Source organism: Marinobacter shengliensis (assembly GCF_030297115.1).
Classification (GTDB): Bacteria; Pseudomonadota; Gammaproteobacteria; order Pseudomonadales; family Oleiphilaceae; genus Marinobacter; species Marinobacter shengliensis.
Map to the genome: position 1 here is coordinate 1,800,613 of NZ_AP028062.1, position 13,730 is coordinate 1,814,342.

The 13,730-nt window shown below is 58.6% G+C and carries 16 protein-coding genes; 1 reads left to right on the forward strand and 15 read right to left on the reverse strand.

Annotated features, from left to right (window positions below; genetic code table 11):
* Positions 1-8: 8 nt before the first annotated feature.
* Positions 9-323 carry a hypothetical protein gene (locus QUE75_RS08160; protein ID WP_286255012.1) on the reverse strand — a complete coding sequence of 105 codons (315 nt, stop codon included), beginning with the start codon at positions 321-323 and terminating at the stop codon, positions 9-11.
* On the reverse strand, positions 238-1,374 hold the full coding sequence (locus QUE75_RS08165) for a reverse transcriptase/maturase family protein (protein WP_286255014.1): 1,137 nt from the start codon (positions 1,372-1,374) through the stop codon (positions 238-240). The genes QUE75_RS08160 and QUE75_RS08165 overlap by 86 nt, the downstream gene beginning before the upstream one ends.
* Positions 1,375-1,458: 84 nt before the next feature.
* Here QUE75_RS08165 and QUE75_RS08170 point away from each other — a divergent pair, with 84 nt between their 5' ends.
* A complete protein-coding gene (locus tag QUE75_RS08170; RefSeq protein WP_286255016.1) occupies positions 1,459-1,692 on the forward strand; it encodes a hypothetical protein in 234 nt (77 codons plus the stop codon).
* Here QUE75_RS08170 and avd read toward each other — a convergent pair.
* The 13 genes from avd to QUE75_RS08235 all read right to left on the reverse strand — a co-directional run bounded on the left by avd (position 1,672) and on the right by QUE75_RS08235 (position 13,726).
* The gene (avd, locus tag QUE75_RS08175; protein WP_286255018.1) at positions 1,672-2,055 is read right to left on the reverse strand and encodes a diversity-generating retroelement protein Avd; all 384 of its coding nucleotides are present in this window, start codon (positions 2,053-2,055) and stop codon (positions 1,672-1,674) included. The genes QUE75_RS08170 and avd overlap by 21 nt on opposite strands.
* A 57-nt stretch (positions 2,056-2,112) precedes the next feature.
* Positions 2,113-3,435, reverse strand: coding sequence for a hypothetical protein (locus QUE75_RS08180; RefSeq protein ID WP_286255019.1), 1,323 nt, complete (start codon positions 3,433-3,435; stop codon positions 2,113-2,115).
* Positions 3,436-3,475: 40 nt separating this feature from the next.
* Positions 3,476-5,452 carry a WD40 repeat domain-containing protein gene (locus tag QUE75_RS08185; RefSeq protein ID WP_286255022.1) on the reverse strand — a complete coding sequence of 659 codons (1,977 nt, stop codon included), beginning with the start codon at positions 5,450-5,452 and terminating at the stop codon, positions 3,476-3,478.
* Positions 5,449-9,483, reverse strand: coding sequence for a tape measure protein (locus QUE75_RS08190; RefSeq protein ID WP_318036584.1), 4,035 nt, complete (start codon positions 9,481-9,483; stop codon positions 5,449-5,451). Before QUE75_RS08190 ends, QUE75_RS08185 begins: the two co-directional genes overlap by 4 nt.
* On the reverse strand, positions 9,483-9,701 hold the full coding sequence (locus QUE75_RS08195) for a DUF1799 domain-containing protein (RefSeq protein ID WP_286255023.1): 219 nt from the start codon (positions 9,699-9,701) through the stop codon (positions 9,483-9,485). Before QUE75_RS08195 ends, QUE75_RS08190 begins: the two co-directional genes overlap by 1 nt.
* A gap of 134 nt (positions 9,702-9,835) precedes the next feature.
* On the reverse strand, positions 9,836-10,159 hold the full coding sequence (locus QUE75_RS08200) for a hypothetical protein (RefSeq protein ID WP_286255024.1): 324 nt from the start codon (positions 10,157-10,159) through the stop codon (positions 9,836-9,838).
* Positions 10,160-10,172: 13 nt separating this feature from the next.
* The gene (locus QUE75_RS08205; protein WP_286255025.1) at positions 10,173-11,111 is read right to left on the reverse strand and encodes a phage tail tube protein; all 939 of its coding nucleotides are present in this window, start codon (positions 11,109-11,111) and stop codon (positions 10,173-10,175) included.
* Positions 11,112-11,114: 3 nt separating this feature from the next.
* On the reverse strand, positions 11,115-11,240 hold the full coding sequence (locus tag QUE75_RS08210) for a hypothetical protein (RefSeq protein ID WP_286255027.1): 126 nt from the start codon (positions 11,238-11,240) through the stop codon (positions 11,115-11,117).
* Positions 11,237-11,647, reverse strand: a complete 411-nt coding sequence (locus tag QUE75_RS08215) for a phage tail terminator protein (RefSeq protein ID WP_286255029.1) — start codon at positions 11,645-11,647, stop codon at positions 11,237-11,239. Before QUE75_RS08215 ends, QUE75_RS08210 begins: the two co-directional genes overlap by 4 nt.
* Positions 11,647-12,153 (reverse strand): gp436 family protein, encoded by a 507-nt coding sequence (locus tag QUE75_RS08220; protein ID WP_286255031.1) that lies wholly within the window; start codon positions 12,151-12,153, stop codon positions 11,647-11,649. Before QUE75_RS08220 ends, QUE75_RS08215 begins: the two co-directional genes overlap by 1 nt.
* A 2-nt stretch (positions 12,154-12,155) precedes the next feature.
* Complete coding sequence (locus QUE75_RS08225) at positions 12,156-12,452, reverse strand: hypothetical protein (RefSeq protein ID WP_286255033.1); 297 nt, start codon at positions 12,450-12,452, stop codon at positions 12,156-12,158.
* Positions 12,453-12,462: 10 nt separating this feature from the next.
* Entirely contained in the window at positions 12,463-13,386 is a 924-nt protein-coding gene (locus tag QUE75_RS08230) for a major capsid protein (RefSeq protein ID WP_286255035.1), read from the reverse strand.
* A gap of 10 nt (positions 13,387-13,396) precedes the next feature.
* Positions 13,397-13,726, reverse strand: coding sequence for a DUF2190 family protein (locus QUE75_RS08235; RefSeq protein WP_286255037.1), 330 nt, complete (start codon positions 13,724-13,726; stop codon positions 13,397-13,399).
* Positions 13,727-13,730 lie beyond the last annotated feature (4 nt).

Below are 13,730 nucleotides of genomic sequence, written 5' to 3' on the forward strand. Positions count from 1 at the left end.
GATACCCCCTATTTGATTTTGGATGCCGCAATGAACAGCTGATCCAACTGCTCAGGCGTCATATTAAGCTGAGCGCCAACGTAGTCCACGAAGGCCGATCGACGAATAAAACCAGCCTCCTGCCAGGCGATCTTCAGCTGCGAGTCGTCGCTGGCTGCCACGATCGCTTCACACTGATCCAGCAGCCCAGCATCAAGCAGTGCAGCCTTTGCCTGGTAGCGGGTCACCTGCATCCGTTCACGCCGCTTTCTTAGGGACCACTCTTCGTGGGTTTCTACTGCTGTTTCTTCTTCCGGCATCAGTTCCGGGTTCTCGGTATCCATCAGCGGATCTCCTAAAGGTTGCCTTGCTGAGCATGGCGGCAAGCGCCTGGACAGCGCTGCCGTGCCGGGCATGATTCACCCAGCTGTGAAGGTTCTGGCGGATGTCCGCCAATTCGATATAGCCACGAGAGTAGTCAGCCTGCCACTGCTTCAGCTGGCGCCGAAACCGGCGAATGCTGGCGCGGCGCAGTCGGCGACTGTCAGGCCATAAATGAAAGCCCAGGAAGTCCAGGCCTCTGCCGCCGGCATGGGAAACGGGGAAAACTGAGGTTTTGTTGTTGGTGCTAAGAGCCAGCTCATCCTGCAGCCAGCGCTCAGCGTCAATGCGGAGGGCCTGCAGGTGGCGCTTGTCCGGATGCACCACAACGAAATCGTCCATATACCTTATGTACCAGCGTTCGCGCTTTCGGCACTTCATCCACTGATCAAAGGCGTCCATATAGATGTTCGCGAAGAGCTGACTCGTCAGATTGCCGATCGGAAGGCCCTTGCCCGGCCGCCCCGGCTCACTGTAGCTGCACACGATGTTCTCGATGACATCCATCAGCCTCTGATCGGCTATACGCTTGCGCAGCAGCCCCAGCAAGACCTCATGATCAATGCTCGCAAAGTACTTGCTGATATCGGCCTTCAGGACGTGCACCCGACCATGCTTCCTAAGGCACTCGCGCAGCATTTGCTGAGCCTTGTCGGCGCCGGCATGGGTTCCACGACCAACCCGGCAGGCGTAGCTGTGACCTATGAAGCGAGCCTCCCAGATGGGCTCTATTGCCGTGACAACGGCATTCTGCACCACGCGATCCCGGAACAGCTGCAGCGCCGTGATCTTCCGGCGCTTTGGCTCCGTGACATAGAAACTGCGGTATGGGCCGCAACGATACTGACCCCAGATAAGCTCATTCTGCAGCTGGATGAGATTGCCTTCCAGATCACGCTCAAAGTGGCGGCAAGGCCAGCTTTTGCGCTTGCCCTTCCTGGCCTTCATATAGGCAGCGTGCAGAGCTTCAAACGTGATGATTTCTTCAAATATTCCGTTGAATGTCTTGGCCATTCCTTTTCCTTGTGAGGCGAGTACTGCAGGCCTCTCCGTGCTGGATACTACGCGCAGCACTCTAAGTATCTTTCGGCTCCTGCCGTGGAATTGACGTCCTTTCAGCTGGGCGCTGGGAGCACGGCCGTAGCCGGGCAACTTCTGGCCACTCACGAGCTGAGAGCGGGGGCGAAACCCGATATTGTTGTTCGAGTTCGTGCGGGCGTTGTTGAGGTTCAGCGCGCCCAGGCCGGCATTCGCGCCATTGTTGCGATTGCCGCCACGAAACGGGAGCCACTTAACGCCAAGCCCTTTCATTTACCTTCCCTGACCTTTTGAGACGGCCTGTCGCCGGACCGCCTCCTGTTTCATCCACTGCATCCACTTGCCGAGGTAGCGGCCGATCTGATCGTTATATCTCGACCAGACCTCATATTGCTTGAACGGCAGAAAACCCAGTTCCTTGCTCAGCCTAACCAGCGAGCGCAGCAGATCCAGCTCGGAGTCCAAATCCTGCATGGTGGTCTTTTTGTAGTAACGGCGATTGCACACAATGACCAGCCGCAGAATGCGGTACATGCACTGGCGAATCTCAGCCGACAGCACATGCTTCTCGGACTTCGGGAACTGCCGCAGCGCGGCGTACCCGTAGTGGATCATCTCTTCCACTTTCAGCCTGATTTGCAGATCTTCCTGGTTCATGAGCCTTAATTCCTAACGCCCTGCTACCGCAGGGCAAGCAGATATCAGGGTTGCGGATTACGGATTGCGAAAGCGGGGGCGAAACCCGAAACTGTTGCTCGAGTACGTGCGGGCGAGGCCGAGGTACAGCGCGCCCAGGCCGGCAAACGCGCCAGAGCCGCGAGCGCCGCCACGAAACGGGAGCCGTTCCCCGGTCAGATTCGTGTAGAGATAACCCTGCGGGTCATCCACCCCCTTAGGCACGATCAGAGCCCGCTTCAGGGCGTCATCAGCTCCCGTGTTATCCACGGTTGACCATGTGCGATTGCTCGGCAGATCAAAGAGCGTATCGCTGTACCCGGACTCACTCGGGATCGCGTTGTCTGGGCTGAGGAAAACTCGGGCATCAACCATCTTCATGCCGCTCAGCCATTCCCAAACGTTGCCCACCAAATCAGATATACCGGACATCGTGCCATCGTGACGCCACTCTGCAGGTCCAGAGCCCCCAAGAATGTTGCCTATGCCGCCGGTGTCACCAGGTATACCGCCATCTTGGCGAGCTGCAGTTTCCCATCGGTTATCGTGGTGCCGACCGTGATTTGTGTTGCCACGAGGCTCAAAGCCGCGGGCCATGCACCATAGCGAAACCGCCGCCCAGTCCCAGATCGTCATCAGGTCAAACCCTGCGCCAGCAGCCTGGCATGCCGCACGGGCCTGGTCATAGTTGATGCTATAGCCAGGTGCGAGTCCCGGCTGGCTGACCGCTTCGCCGCCCATCACTACACCGGGGTATGCGCCTACCCAGATTTCAGGGTCAGTCTCAGCGCCGAACTTAAAGGCCTCATGCAGCCCGGAGCCCAGCTCGCCACCAGGCGCGATGTCCTCGCACAGAAAAGCCGGCTGACGCACGAAGTAGCTCGGCCGGCCGCCAGACGTGTAGAAGACTGTCATGCGGCCGCCGCTGGCCGCCTCTACCGATCGGCGCAGGCCGTCGATTAAGGCAGGGGCGGTCGGCAGAGCGGCATCCACAGCCTGTTCGACTTGATCCAGCCCTGAGATCTGGGCCGCCTGGTCTCTGAAAGCCTGAGCCTCACCAGCCTTATTTGCGGCAGTCGTTGCACTAGAGGCAGCGGAGTTGGCAAGAGATACAGACTCATCCCGCATGTCTGCCACTGCAATCCGATCTAACTCAGCCTCCTGAGCCGAATCGGAAGCCTCAGCAGCGCTCTGCGCAGCTTCTGTCGCAGATTGGCCAGCTTGGCCTGATGCGGTATCTGCGAACTGGGCGTTAGAGAAAACCTCGTCAGCCTTGGTGTTAACGAAATCTGCCACAGCATTCATCTGCTGCCGGCGCGGCTCCATCGCGGCCGTGTATTCAAACGCCTTTGCGTCAAACACATCACCAGGATCCGACGGCCCTGGGGCCGGTGGCCATGGTTCAATTTGTGGGACTGTCATCGGTCAAACCCTCCACTTCAATTCTGCACTGTGAGTAAACAGGGCCCTCGGTCACCAACCGGAGAACCACGAAGAAACCATAAATAATGCTCAGCCGCTGGCTTTCAGAGCCGATGTAAACGATTGCTTTGGACCTGAATCCGGACAACAGCTGCTGGATCCAAGAAAGCTGGTTCGTGCGCATGCTGACCGAGTAATCTCCGCGCTTAGAGAAACCGCGCTCGATGATCTCGAACTCCCCAAAGACGTTCCGTTTTTTGCCAGACCAATCATCGATCCCAAATTCACTACCGAACAGAAGGTCACCCAGGTTAATAACCTGGCCCGCGACAATCTGGCCAAGCCGCACCACCTCATCTGTAGAGGTGATCGTGATCCTGAGCGTTGCGCCCCGGTACGGGGGCAAGCTGGTCAGCACGAAATCTTTCCTGACGCCCCGGCGCGTAAAGAAATGGCTGTACCAGCCATTGATCATTGAGCTGTCCAGCAACGATTCTTCGCCCGTATCGAACAGCACGGTCTCACCGTCCAGCAGCTCGGCCTGCACCGTGCTGGCCTCAAGGCCAAACATGGCGACACCATCGATCAGATCAGGCGAGGTGATCTCAATCACCAGGGGGCCGGGCGACTGCGTGAGGCTGCCCACTTTGCCATCCACCATGCGCAGTGGGTTTATAAAGCCCAGATCGGCCCACGTTGGCGGCGAAGACTTCACGCCCAGATCTGGCCTGTCGTTATTGTCAAGCAGAGCCCGGTAGTTGTGCTGACCGTATGTGAAGATGTCACCCTCAGTGACCGATGGATTCACCTGGGTAATGCGGTCGCCGGTAAGCACGTCAATCAGGCCGTAGCCACCCTCGGGCGCGCCGAAAACGATGTAATCAGCGCTATATCGGATGTTGTCAGTGAAGCCGCCAACCTCGGCATCCAGAGAGCCGGTCTGCGTGTAGCTGGTGCTGCTGAACTTGCGCAGGTACGGCTGCACGGAGTTGTTGGTAACCACGAACTCCTGCCCATCCAGTGATCGCGATATCGACTGCTGAGTGATGCCCGGCATGGACGGCACATCAGTATCTTCAGCCAGCGTTGTCTCGCTGAAGGCGTAAAAGTCGCCTTCCAGGTAGCCCAGAATGTGCGACTTCTCGCCGTTGTACGTGAGCAGTGACGGGGTTGGGTATGCCCCAACTACCGGATTCGTCGTCGGGCCCTGAGAATCACGCGTCACATAGTTGTTTGACCCGGCCGGCGTGAGGCGACCCAACAAAGACTTTTTAATGTGGTACCGGATGTCGTTAAGGATGTAGCTCTGCTGGCTATACAGCGAGTAATAGACGCCATCCGGGCCAGCCACAAATCCCCCAAAGCCGTAACCCCAGCTGGCGCTGGAGGATCCATCGGGGAATGACTCCAGGTACATGGAATCCACGTTGCTAATCTCACCGACAGTGCCCCAAGCTCCAGGCGCAACAACCATCACCGTGGTGTTGTTTTTTGGGGCCACTGTGCTGTTACCGACGAATGCCAGCATCCCAGAATCAGGGCTCCAGGAGATGCCATCAAAAACCCGCGCCTGGCGAGAGAACAGCATGGCGCCCGTGGACAGGTTGTAGACGCGCAGCTCAGCGTTTAACGATGAGTACGAGCCGTCTCTGTAACCTGCCAACGCCAGGTACTGCCCATCCGGACTCGCCGCCATAGACTTGATGTCGAAATTGCCCAGGGTGAACGCCAGAGCAACCTCACCCCCGGTATCCAGATCAAAGGCGTACAGCGTCTTGCTGAATGACGGGCTCTCATTAACCGCGAACAACGTGGTCTGATTGCAGGCAATGACCAGGTCGGCAATGGATGTGAGGAAATTGCGCCCCACAGTCTGCCACTGCGCATAACCGTCAGCCGGGGCATTACTGGAGAACACATCCGCCTGGGTCAGGTCGATTGGCCGAATAATCTTCACTGGCGCACCTCCAGGCCATCCCGCTCAATGCGCTCAAGAATCCGCGCGGTGCGCTGTGAGTGGCGGTCGATCGACTTCTGGAACTCAACCATCTCTGACTTCATCTGGCGGACCTCTCGTGCCACGTCCTGGGTTGCACTGACCGTGCCGGTACCGCCACCAATCCGGGACGACACAGCGCCACCCCTGGGGGCTGTCTGAATAGCCTGGGTGTTGCGATCAACAGAGCCCTGAATCTGAGCCAACGCTGCCAGCTGCTCTGCGTTACCCCGCTCCAGCAGCTCGGCCTGGCGGTCGAGCCGGTCCAGCATCTGCTGCTCAACCGTTACCTGGGCACGGGTAATCTCGTCCAGATCCGCCAACAGGCGGCCGGTAGACGACACCTCGGCAATGTAATCGTTAAAGCTGGCGAACTGGTCGGCCCGAATGTCGGTTACAGATGAGAGTGCGGCATCCAGCTGACGGCCGCCCGGGACGGCGCCACGGTTAACCAGCCCGCGCAAGTACTCCTGAGCTGCCGCACGGGATGTGTCAAGGAACGCACCAGAAGACCGGTTGAGGCCATCGATAGCACTGCGCACAGACATGGCCGCGCGCTCTGCCTCCTGCAGCGCTGCGCTGTACTCATCCCTCTGCTTTCTCAGCAGCTCCGATGCAGAGTCTTCCAGCATTGTGTAGTACTTGTCCGCCACGCCCTGCAGGCGCAGCAACGTGGCGATGTTTTCAGCGCCGGCCTGGGTGGCGCCATTCTGCGCCTGCAGCAATTCAAAGTAGCCATCGCGGGTGGCCGGCAGCATCAGATTCTGCTCAGCAAGCGCCCTGGTTATGTCGGACTGGGCAATGGCAAACTGCTCGGCCTCGCTGGCAAAGTTGCCAATAAACGATTCCATACTGCCAATGAACTGCTCCAGCCCACCGGCAGCCTCAACCAGGCGCTCAGATGCAGCAACCAGCTGCCGATCGGCGAGATTGGCCCAACCAAAACCGAGCCGCTTGGCGGCCTCCTCAGCCACTTGAGTCTGGCTGGCGACACGTGCCAGGGTTTCGCCCAGGCCCTCGCCGGCGCGCTGAAAGTCTTCCAGGAAGGGAAGCGCATACAACGCCAGGTCATCGAACACCTTGCCGAAGACAGCCTCAATTTCCTTTTGCTGCTGCTCAGCGTTCAGCCCTTCCAGGCTGATGCGCAGGTCACCCACACGGAACCCGCCAAGCCGGCGCTGCAACTCAGAATCGCTCATGCCCAGGGCGCTGCCGGCAGCAAACACACTGTCAAAGATCGATTCAAACACCAGGCTAAACTGGTTGGCCACATCGCCGCCCAGGCGCTGTGTCTGCTCTTTGGTTTTGGTGCTGCTCAGGAAGTTCTTCTTAACGCGGAACGTGCTGTACGCCTCAACGATGGTTTCATCCATCAAGTCAGCCAGGGCGCCGCCCACCACATTGATACCTTCATCCACCTTCCGGGACTTGCCGCCCAGCAGCTTGCCGATGCTGGAACCCAGGCTGTCAAACAGCCCCAAAGTGAACACCTCGCCCAGGGTGTTGAGGTAGGTTTCAGCGGCGCCCCCCACCACGCCAAAGTTCTCAAAGAAGTTCGCATTGATAGAAGGCGCACCAACATCTGTACGGGCGCGGCCCTGGGCCACTCGTGTGGACGCGCCACTGATGCCCGTCTGAAGGGTTTGAAGCGCCTGCAGCATGCCTCGGTTAAGGCCCACCAGCTCTTCATTGGTCTTGCTCACAGACCTGGTGGCCCGGGCGATGGATTCAGACTTTGCGTTGATATCACCGAGCACGGAGCCCGCGCCCTGAGACGCCTGGCGTTCTGCTGTTGGATCCCAATCACCCAGACTGAAGAACCCGCCAAGCTGATTGGCAGCCAAACCAACAATCCCGCCGGCAATCGCCCCACCGATCGGGCCGAAGATGGCCGCGCCGGCAGAACCGCTCATCTGCTGCATCAGAGACTCAGTCACCATGCCGCCGATCGCACCGGCCAGCGCGCCGCCAATGCTGGCGCCCACACCACCCCAGTCACCCGATGTGATTGCATTCTGCAGAGACGAGGCCACACGCTCAGAGGCCGCCCGCATTTCACGCTCAAAGTTGTCGGCGGCTTCTTTGCCGCCTTCGTCGCCAGTGTCGGCCAGGCTCTGCACCAGCCGATCGGTAAGATCCCGGTACCGCTCTGGTGAGAGCAATCCAGCCTCAAGCCCTTTGTCCAAAAACGCCTGGCTCTCTACAAAAGCATCGAAAGCTGCTCTTGCTGGATCAAGCTCGTCAATTAATGCAGCCAGGCCATCCCGCAGAGATTTTGCCGCCTTATCCTCGGCTTCCAGATTGGCAGTGGTCTGAGCAATAGACGCAGCCAGCTCAGCCTGCGCGGCGGTACCGCCGGCTGAAAGCACGTTGTACCTGGCCAACTCCACGGAGGTCATGCCGAATGTGTCGCGCTGGCGCTCCAAGTCATCAATAATCGACTGCACGGACTTTTCGATTGACTCAGCCTGCCGTTTTCGGGCATTCGACGAACGCTCAGCAAGCTGGGTTTCGCGATTGCTCAGCGATTCCATGGCCGCCTCAAGCGCTTCATTCTGTCGGATCAGTTCAGCAATATCGGACTGACGAGAAGTTGTATCCAGAAGAGGACGAACACCACCAGGAAGCATTCTGTTGCCAGCAGCCTGATTAGAGTACTGGTCTTGCAGCTTCTGCAGCTCCGCGCGAGCCTCAGCGATCGCCACGTTGTTCTCACGAATCTTTGCAGCAATATTCTGGCGCTCATGCTCGATTTGAGCGGCAGTCAGATCTCGAAAGCTGGCCGCTAAATCATCAATATCACGAACGGCCTCGCTCGCCTCTCCGCGAGCGCTGAAGATTGAATCTCGGAAATAGTAAAGAGCGCCGCCGGCAATCATAGCGACTCCAACTGGCCCCCCGAGTAGCGCCATGGATGTTGTTGCACCACGAACAGCGGTTGCCAAACCCAGCTGTGCAGTAGCAGAAGTCCGGGAAACTCCTGCCATGCTTGCCAAAGCAAGCTGATAACGCACCGACTCAACTCGACCCGCGACCATTGCTGCTGTGGCAGTGGCAACGCCACTAACGAACCTAGAGGCAAGAACAAGGGCCGCAGCACCAGCGACGTCAACGAGGATATCTATATTGTCAGCAACGCTTATTATGGCCTCTGCAACAGATTCGCTGACGCTCCGCTGCTGGTCCATCACACCAATGGTCTGCAAAATCGAGTTTCTGAGTATGACAAACGCATCCTCAATCGTTGCCGGCATCGAGTCTGCCTCCGCCGACAACAGTTCCATATTGCGTACCAGGGTGTTGAAGATAACATCGCCTGTTATCTTGCCATCGGCGGCGAGCGCTCTAAGCCGCGTCACATTCGTTCCCAGCTCATCAGCAAGCAACTCCGCAACACGGGAACCGTAATTGAGTACGTTCTGAAGCTCTTGGCCGCGCAGTGAGCCCTCTGCCAGAGCCCTGTTAAGACTGTTTTGTACAAACTCGAATTGCTGGGCGTTGCCCCCCGAAACGACCAGTGCGTTATTAAGGGCTTCGGTATAATCGAGTTGCTCCTCCGTGCTGCGCCCCATCGCCCGCAACGTCACACTGTTAAGAGCGAACCCCTGAGCCGATGCCTCAAGGCTCGAATAAGTGCCCCGTGCAATGTTGGATAGGCGATTCATAACATCGCTCGCTTCCTCGTGGGCACCAATGTTCAGTCGAACTCTAGAAGTAAGATCTGACCAAACGTCCGCATATGAGGCTACCTGGCGGATGCTCAGAGCCCCAGCGAGAGAAGTAACAAGCGGGGTAAGTTGACGCATAACAGAGATAGTGCTCTGACCTGACCGTTCCAACTCATCGAGCCCCCGAGCTCCAAACCGACCCGCCTCACCTGTACGAAGGGCCGACTTATTGAACTGCTCAACCTGCTCTGCACTCGACCGGACAACGCCAGTAAGCCCTTTGCCATCGGCCGTCAGCTTCAGTTTCAGCTCAAGTTCGCTCATTAGGAATCCCGCTTGTCTGCCATGGCTTCCAGGGCCTCGTTTTCAATCAACTGCAGGCGCCAGAATGTGTCTGATGGGTCTTTCACGCCGGTTATCCGCATCACCGCATCCACTGAGGGGTAATCCAACCCTGTGCGCACACCTTCCATACCGGCATGCCGCCACTGAGTTGCACACTTGAGGAACACCTGGAGCGCTTCCCAGTTCTCCGGCAGCACCGGGTAGCCCTCCGATTCCTCCTCAAAAACAAAACTGGCAGCGTCCGGCGCGCTTATGCCGAAGGCTGCCAGGTCTGACTCAAGCCCGCCTGGGTCAGCCCTTCGGCCTTCTACCCAGAAGCGGCCAGCGCCCCTCAGATTCGCGGCCGGTTCTTTTTTGTGATGCTTTCCTGGTAAGCGGTCATCAGCGCGCTATGCACAGATGGATCATCCCGAAGAGCCTGCAGCAGATCTTTGCCCTGGAGCGGCTTGCCGTCGGCACCAGGGACTTCAACCCCCTCGACATCCACCAGCACCAGGTCCAGCAGATTTTTATCCACCAGGTCAGGATCTTTGACGGCACTGTGGGGCAGGACTTTGAACACCGCTGTGAACTTGCCTGTCTCCTCCTTTTCACCGTCAAAAATGGTGACGGCCACCGGGTACTTGTATGTGCGTTGCGTATTCAGCTTGAACATAAGGGAGGGTTCCTTACTTAACAGTGATTACCAGCTCGTCGTTGCCGGTATCGGGGTTAATGGTGAGTGGTACCGACAGCATCTGAACGCCGTTGCGGTCCTGCTCGGTTGGGCTGCTGGTGCCCACTTTCGGGCCAGTCAGCTCGATGATGTTGCCGGCCACCGTTCCGTGGGTGAGGGCAAACTCGCCTACGCTGGCATCCCGTGCCTTGGTGTAGAGATTCACCAAAGAGAGCGCAGGCTCTTGAACAACAGCGGTACCGGAGGGCGACCGGTCCACAATCTTGATAGAGCTATCCTGGCCCACAACCATGTCTTTCACTGCCTCAACCGCGAAGTCCAAGCTCAGAGACGAGAAGCTAAGTTGAACACCGTGCAGCGTGAGCGGCGTGGTGTTTTGGTTGGTGACAGGCAACGGTGTCTGCCAAGCGCTGTAGTCAGCCGTGGTCGGCATGGATTCGTTGCTCACCTCGCCGAGCAGGCCCAGGAAGTTGAAAGTCATGTAAGGAATGGCGTTCACATCCACGGTGAAGCTCACAGAGCCCCGGCCGCCGGTGAACTTGTGCAGCACGCCATCCCGATGGATAAAGCAGGAGATGGACTCTTCACCGCCGGTGATCGGGTTGTAGGTGACATCGGTACCGGCGTTCACGGTCTCGGCAAAACCACAGGCACGCAGCAGCACACCCCACGCCGGCGCCTCACCAGCGGTACCAGAGCCGGCCAGCTCCACTTCCATCGTCAGCTCAACGTGCTTCTCGCCCGCGATGGACTGACTGTTGCCGTAGTAGGGCCTCAGCAGTGGGCGGTCGATATCCTCACCGGCCAGGGGCCTTACCTGCACCGTGCGGGTCAGGATCGCGTTCGCTGCCGGGGTTGGCGCGGCGTCGTCGCCGTAGGTTGCCTCAATAGCGGCCAGCACAAGGCGCCGGCGCATGATGAATCCATCCATGATTTACTCCTTTTCCGGGGTTGGCTGAGGGGTGCTGGCCTTGGCTGGCTTAGCCTTCGGCACAGGCGCACCCTTTTTGTCGCGCTCGTATTGGCCGCCGGTTTGCGGCAGCTTGGGTTTTTTGGTCATAGCGTCCACCAGTACTCGGTTGTCAGTACATCAACCCAGAACAACGCCTGGGCATTCAGATTCAAAAGCTCACCACTTTGCCAGCGAACCTCGATATCCGAGCCCGGGGGCATCCAGTTGATCAATTCCTGGAGAAGTGGTTGCCTGAGGTCATTGAGCTGGTCCCGACTAGACCCGGCGAAACGCCGGTGACTGCGAGACACCGCTGTAATCAGCATCACCTCAGCCCGCACCCGGTGACGGGTGCCCGCACTCAGCTCCGTGTGCGTGACCTTCTCGCGCATGGGCACAAGCAACACAGAGGGGAAAGCGCGGGACTTTAAAGCCTCCTGTACGTCGGCCGCAATTTCCGCGGCACAGGGTGCTTTGCCCTCCAATCGTTCCGCCCAGGGCTCCAGGTTGAGCATCAGTAGTCCTCCAAGTTGTCACGGAAAACACTCTTGCCCTTGGTGAAAGAGGGGGCGTCGGCACCGCTGGCCTTAACAGGGTCGTCAAACCCCAGGCTGAACTTGCCATCCGCTGTGAGTTGCAGCAGCTTGAGGGCATCCCGGTAGTCCCTCAGTACCGGGTCCTTGTCATCGGTGCCGACACGGTCCTTGTGCAGGTAGTACCGGGCAATCACGCGCGTCCAGTTCGCGACGATCCCCGGTACGGTTTCCAGAGGCACATAGCCACGCTTTGCCAGGAAGCCATTGATCAGGGATTCGGCGTCCGCCACCGCCTGGTCAATCCGGGATAGGGCTTCGTCTGCAACCGCAATCTCCTCCGCTGACCAGGCAGAGCGATCATCGCCCAGCAAAGTCGCTTCCATCAGCTCGAAATTCACAACCTGCAGGTGCTGGGGAGTAGCCTGTTCGGCCAGCTCCCTGGCACCTGGTCGGTCTGCGAGTTCAGCGTGACTGATGTAAGGCATGGTCAGCCCTTAGCCTTTGTTGCTTTCGAGGTCGGCTTAGTGGCCGGCTTGGTCGCCGACGGCTTGTCGGTGGCAGCGGCCGGTTGCACCGGTTCGCCAGCTGCAGCTCCGTTTCCATCGGAGCCTTCGCCATCGTTGGAGGTAGCCGGTGGCGAAATGGGTTCCTGGGCATCCTCTGCTGGCGACAGAGCACCGGAGCGCAACAGCGGCTCGGCCTCTTCAGACTCCAACGAGAGCACCCCGGATTTGATAATCCGCCCGTCATGCTTAACGGGCGAATTGATGTTATAGCGCGGCATATTTACCCCCTTAGCCTGCGTTCTCGAACAGGAACCCAGCGGTGATACCGGTGAGCACCGGGCGGCGCTCCATGGTCACCGGGTAGATCCAGCTCTTGGAGGAGTTGTCGTAGTAGCTCTGTTCGACCAGCGGATGGCCGTCCAGGGTGTAGGTGTAGCCATAGGAAGGCTCCTCAATACTGGAGGCTTCAGGCGCTACGTAGGCGAGCACGGCATCCGCCCCCCAAACGTCGCTGAACTTGCCCTGGGCGTCGGCACCCACCGCCTTACCCACAACCACACGATCAACATCCATCAGGCGAGCCAGCATTTCGGCTGTCACCGAATCGCTGGAGGTGTACTTGAAGCGCTCCAGCACCTTCGGGTTTTCTGCAGCGCCAGCGAACGCCTTAGCGGAGATCAGCAGGGTGTTGGGGTACACACCAATGGTCTCGCGGATGGCCTCACGGCCCGCTCGCACATCCTTGGCAGGATCACCGGCTTCGGACGACCACTTGGCGGCAGATAAATCCACCTTGTGATCGTTGTCATAGTTAAACGCGTTCCGGGCAATCTCCGCCTGCTCCACTTCCAGGGTAAGCATCAGCGAGCGCATGACCGTGTTCACGGAACGCTGACCAAGCTGAATGTTCGGTACCTGACTGGCATCACGGATGTGCTCGATCGGCAATTTGCCTTCCAGAGCGTCCTGCACCAGAGCGAACGGTTTACCCAGGTAACCAAACTCAATGCGTTTGGTGTTCGCGCCGGGAGCGCGGCGCGCGTTGTAAAGGCGGAATGCCTCTTTGCCGAACTCCAGTACCTGGCCACCAGACACCGCAACCGGTACCCGGGGGAACAGCGCGCTGCCAACCATTTCCTGTTGACGGTAGCCTTGGGCATGTGTGGTCAAGATCGGGTCAATCACCCGAACCGCTTTGTTGTTCATGGGCATAACGAAATCCTCAGTTCGGGATGATGAATACTTCGATCAGATCGCCGTCAGCGGCGTCCTGAAGTGCTCGGGCAACAACGGTGCCAGCTGAGGCTGCCACGGCCACGCCGTTAGCACCCACCTCAATCTCACCGCCTTTGGAAATAGCGCCAGACGCCTCAACGATCGAGGAGCCCAGGCAATCCACCGCCAGTTGCTCACCAATTGGGGCATCCGTCGTGGATACCCCGAAGGCATTTCCAGCGGCGGTGGCATGAGCACCACTGAGATCCACAAATCGGTGCCGGGTAATGGCAGCCGCTGCCTCAATGGTGTGGGTCATCACTGCGTACTTTTGCATGGCT